Source organism: Mycobacterium sp., assembly GCF_035499775.1.
GTDB lineage: Bacteria > Actinomycetota > Actinomycetes > Mycobacteriales > Mycobacteriaceae > Mycobacterium.
This window is the reverse complement of the sequence record NZ_DATJYB010000018.1, coordinates 1-4,055: the sequence shown is the minus strand read 5'-3', so window position 1 is coordinate 4,055 and position 4,055 is coordinate 1. Positions and strand designations below refer to the sequence as shown.

The 4,055-nt window shown below is 66.0% G+C and carries 2 protein-coding genes; one reads left to right on the top strand and one right to left on the bottom strand.

Going from position 1 to position 4,055, the window contains the following annotated elements:
• Window positions 1-223: 223 nt before the first annotated feature.
• Window positions 224-1,621 carry an IS1380 family transposase gene (locus VML93_RS01195; protein ID WP_325606839.1) on the top strand — a complete coding sequence of 466 codons (1,398 nt, stop codon included), beginning with the start codon at window positions 224-226 and terminating at the stop codon, window positions 1,619-1,621.
• A 321-nt stretch (window positions 1,622-1,942) separates the two neighbouring features.
• Here the strand turns inward: VML93_RS01195 and ltrA are convergent, their stop codons facing one another.
• The gene (ltrA, locus tag VML93_RS01190; protein WP_325606837.1) at window positions 1,943-3,259 is read right to left on the bottom strand and encodes a group II intron reverse transcriptase/maturase; all 1,317 of its coding nucleotides are present in this window, start codon (window positions 3,257-3,259) and stop codon (window positions 1,943-1,945) included.
• Window positions 3,260-4,055 lie beyond the last annotated feature (796 nt).

Sequence of the window (4,055 nt, the reverse complement as noted above, 5' to 3'; positions counted from 1 at the left end):
TGGTCGGCGAATCCTTGTATAGCGGCTCACGACCGTGGCGCCCCGGTGGCCTGCTTAGTATCACTAGGGACTTTTGGCAGCGGGTCGTGCGTCCGTAGGCACTAGCCCGAGTTTTTCGCGAAACTCTGGGTGACACGGCGTTGAGTTAGCGAAAGTGCCTGTCCTGCAAGGGATAATGAGATTTGCGACAATCCATGATTCCGAGCTGGAAGGCACTTCCTAAGTGAACAGTAGCGCAGCGGTTTGTCGGGTGAAAGTGTCCGCGGACGGCTGTGGCGTCGTGTCGCACGCCGGGGTGGGCCTGTTACGCGAGGTCGCCGACCTGACCGGGCTATCCTCGCAGGTCACAGCCGCTTTGGCAGACACCTACCGGGGTCCCTGGACGTATGCGCCCGGGGAGGTGTTCGCCGATCTGGCGGCCGCGGTGGCCGACGGCGCGGATTGTGTCGACGGGGTCGGCCAGCTGTGGGGCGACCGCGAGCACGTGTTCGGGCCGGTCGCCTCGACGACCACGCTATGGCGGCTGGTCGATGAGCGCATCGACGCCGACCGGCTGGCGGCAATCCGGGCGGCGCGAGCACACGCCCGCGAGCAGGCCTGGGCGGCGGGAGCGGCCCCCGATCATGACGGCTGGCTGCATTTGGATGTCGATGCCACCATCACCATCGATCACTCCGACAACAAGGAAAACGCCGCCGCGACCTGGAAACACACCTTCGGAATGCACCCGCTGCTGGTGTTTTTGGACCGGCGTGACATCGCCGCCGGGGAAGCCCTGGCCGGGCTGCTGCGTCCGGGCAATGCGGGCAGCAACACCGCCGCCGATCACATCAGGGTGCTCGGTGCGGCGCTTGAGTCGTTGCCGCTGTCCTACCGCCCGGGCCCGGACAACCCGGATGGACCAAAGGTTTTGATCCGGTCGGACTCCGCCGGCGCCACTCACGGCTTCGCCGCCGCCTGCCGCAAAGAACACGTCGGGTTCTCCTTCGGCTGCACGATCAACGCGGCCATCCGTGACGCCACCGAGGTGCTCAACAGCGCCGCGGCGTGGTATCCGGCCATCGACACCGACGGCGGCATCCGCGACGGAGCCTGGGTGGCCGAAGCCACCGATCTGGTGGACCTGGCGGCCTGGCCCAAGGGGACCCGGCTGATCCTGCGCAAGGAACGCCCCCACCCGGGTGCGCAGCTGCGGTTCACCGACTCCGACGGGCACCGGATCACCGGGTTTCTCACCGACACCCCCGACGGCGTGATCGGCGGCCAACTCGCCGGCCTGGAACTACGCCATCGCCAGCACGCCCGCGTGGAGGACCGCATCCGCCAAGCCAAGGCCACCGGGCTGCGCAACCTGCCTTTCAACTCGTTTGACGCCAACGCCGCCTGGCTCGAAATCATCATGGCAGCAACAGATCTGATCGCCTGGACCAAACTCATCGGCTTCACCGACCACCCCGACCTGGCACGCTGCGAGATCGAAACATTCCGCTACCGGGTCCTGCACATCGCCGCCCGCATCACCCGCGGCGCCCGACGAACCCGACTGCGCATCGACTCCACCTGGCGCTGGGCACACGCGATCGCCACCGCCTGGACCCGCATCCGCGCCGCCTTCACCTAACCCCCCATCCCTAACCCGACGAGACGAAAGACCCACGGCCTTAGGAAAGCCCGCCCACCGGCGCGACACCCGGCGACTCGTCGCACCCACATGCCACAATCAACGCCACAGGCCCGCTAGAACCGGCTCCGCCGACCCGATCCAAGGCAGCACGTAGGGTCGAGAGCTGGCGCGGTGACGCGGATCGGCGGTAGGTCTCGGAGCCGCTGGTGACCGCAGGGTTTCCCCTGGTGTCCTTCATCTCCGTGGCCCTGGCCCGATCTGTGTTCCGTTTCCAGCTCCCGCCCGTCAAACCGTGCATGCGGTTCTCTCGCACACGGCTTACCGACGCCGTTCACCGCCGGCATTCGACGCCACCCGCCAGACCCGGAAGGGCCTGGGTGCGACCACGGTTCCGTCAAGGCGGATCAGGCCGAGCTGATTGTCCGACGCGTAGGCGATCACCCAGCGACCGAACGCTCGGGAGCGGCGATGCTTCTTCGCAATGAAGCCTGCGATCCGCATCACCGCGTAGTCCCTGATCTGGCTGAACCGCTGGGCCGAGTTCCCGTACCGGAAATGCCCGGCCCATCCCCGCAGGAATCGATTGATCTCTCCCACGATGTACTGCACACCCAGCAGCATCCGGCGCCGGTCCGTCAACTCCCGGATCCGATCACGTGCATGCTGCATCGCCTTGTCCGCGGGCCAGCGGGCGAGGAAGGCGACGCCCTTACCGCCGGTGCGACCCTGAGCGCGCACCCACCGATGGTGAAACCCCAGGAAATCCAGGCCGTCTCCACCCTCGGTCAAATGCACAATTCGGGTCTTGGCCGCTTTGGGTTCCAAACCCAGTTCGGCCAGCAGAGCCGTCAACCGCGACAACGCCGCGTCGGCCTGCTGCCGGGAACGGCACATCACCACGGCATCGTCGGCATAACGCACCAGCACCCCGAACTCGCGAACATCCCACACCCGATCGATCCGGTGCAGATAGACGTTCGCCAGCAGCGGTGAAATGACACCGCCCTGCGGGGCGCCGGTCACCTCGCGCCGCACCACACCGTCCTGCATCACCCCCGCGCGCAGCATCGCGCGCAGCAGTTTGAGCACGGCCTGATCGCAGACGCGTTCCTCGACTGCCTGCATCAACATCTCGTGCGGAATCGCTGAAAAACAGTTCGCGATGTCCGTCTCAACCACCCACCGGCGGCCCCGCCACGCCTCGTCCACCAGGACTTGGAGCCCGTCGTGCGCCGCCCGCCTGGGCCGAAACCCGAACGAACACGGCATAAAGTCGGCTTCGAAGATCGGCTCGAGCACGATCTTGCACGCCGCCTGCACGATCCGGTCCCGCACAGCGGGAATCGATAACGGGCGTTGTTCGGTCGTGCCCGGCTTCGGGATAAACACCCGACGCGTCGGCAACGGCCGATACCGCCCCTCCCGCAGTTCAGCGGCCAACTCATCCAGCAGCCGGGTCACCCCGTACTGCTCAACGTCGGCCAAGGTGATCTTGTCGATGCCCGGTGCACCCTGGTTCCGGTGCACCATCACCCACGCACGCCCCAGGACGTCTCTGCGAAAGACCTTGTCCTGCAACGCATGAAACCGTCGCCCGGGATCGGCCTTGGCCGCCCGGTAAAGCGTATGCTGCAAGGCACGAACCGGGTCCACAGGCGCGGACCCCACAGCGGCGGGACTAGCCGAAACGGCACTCACCGGGCACCTCCACTACACGCGATACGCATCGACGAAGCAGCGGCCCTTCCCTCACCGGCGGTTGTGTTGTCCGCCCGGCTCAACCAGTACTACGACCGCCTCCGACGCCCACCCAGCCGACCACTCACTTCCCAGGTTCACTGGTTATAGAGCGCCGCGCTCCAACAACACATTCCGCAGGTTGCCGGGCCGGGGAGGGCCTCACCAGTTCCCGTCGCCACTATCTGAGCGTTCCGAGCCCCATACGCCGGGGAGTTCTTCAGCGCCTGCACATTCAGGTCTTCAGCGCCTTCCATGGCCTTCGCCCTGATTTCGGGGGCTCGGCACTCCCTACACCCCACCCACCGGGCGGGACCTCTAACGACGCCGCAGGCTTCGCGTCATGCTACGGACCGCTCAGTCGCTCCCCCATAAGGGCTTTCGACACTGGGCTTCGACCCGATCCGTTTCCAGAACAAGCCGCCAGTCTGCTACCGGGCCCCCTGACAGCTACCCGGACCGGACTCCCACCGGCAAGCGACGACGAGCTTACGACCACAGACGACCTACATGGTCACCTCCAGTCTGCTGGTCGCGCGAAAAATTGAGGCTAGCGCCGGGTGCCGCTAATAGGGGCTTCCGTGGTCGTTAATGGGGGCCTTGTCTTGGTCGTTAAGGGGCTATGGCAGAGCGCGAAGCTGTGTTTGGATCAGGCCATGGAAGGCTCGTCGACTGTTCACATGGCGGCGCCAGC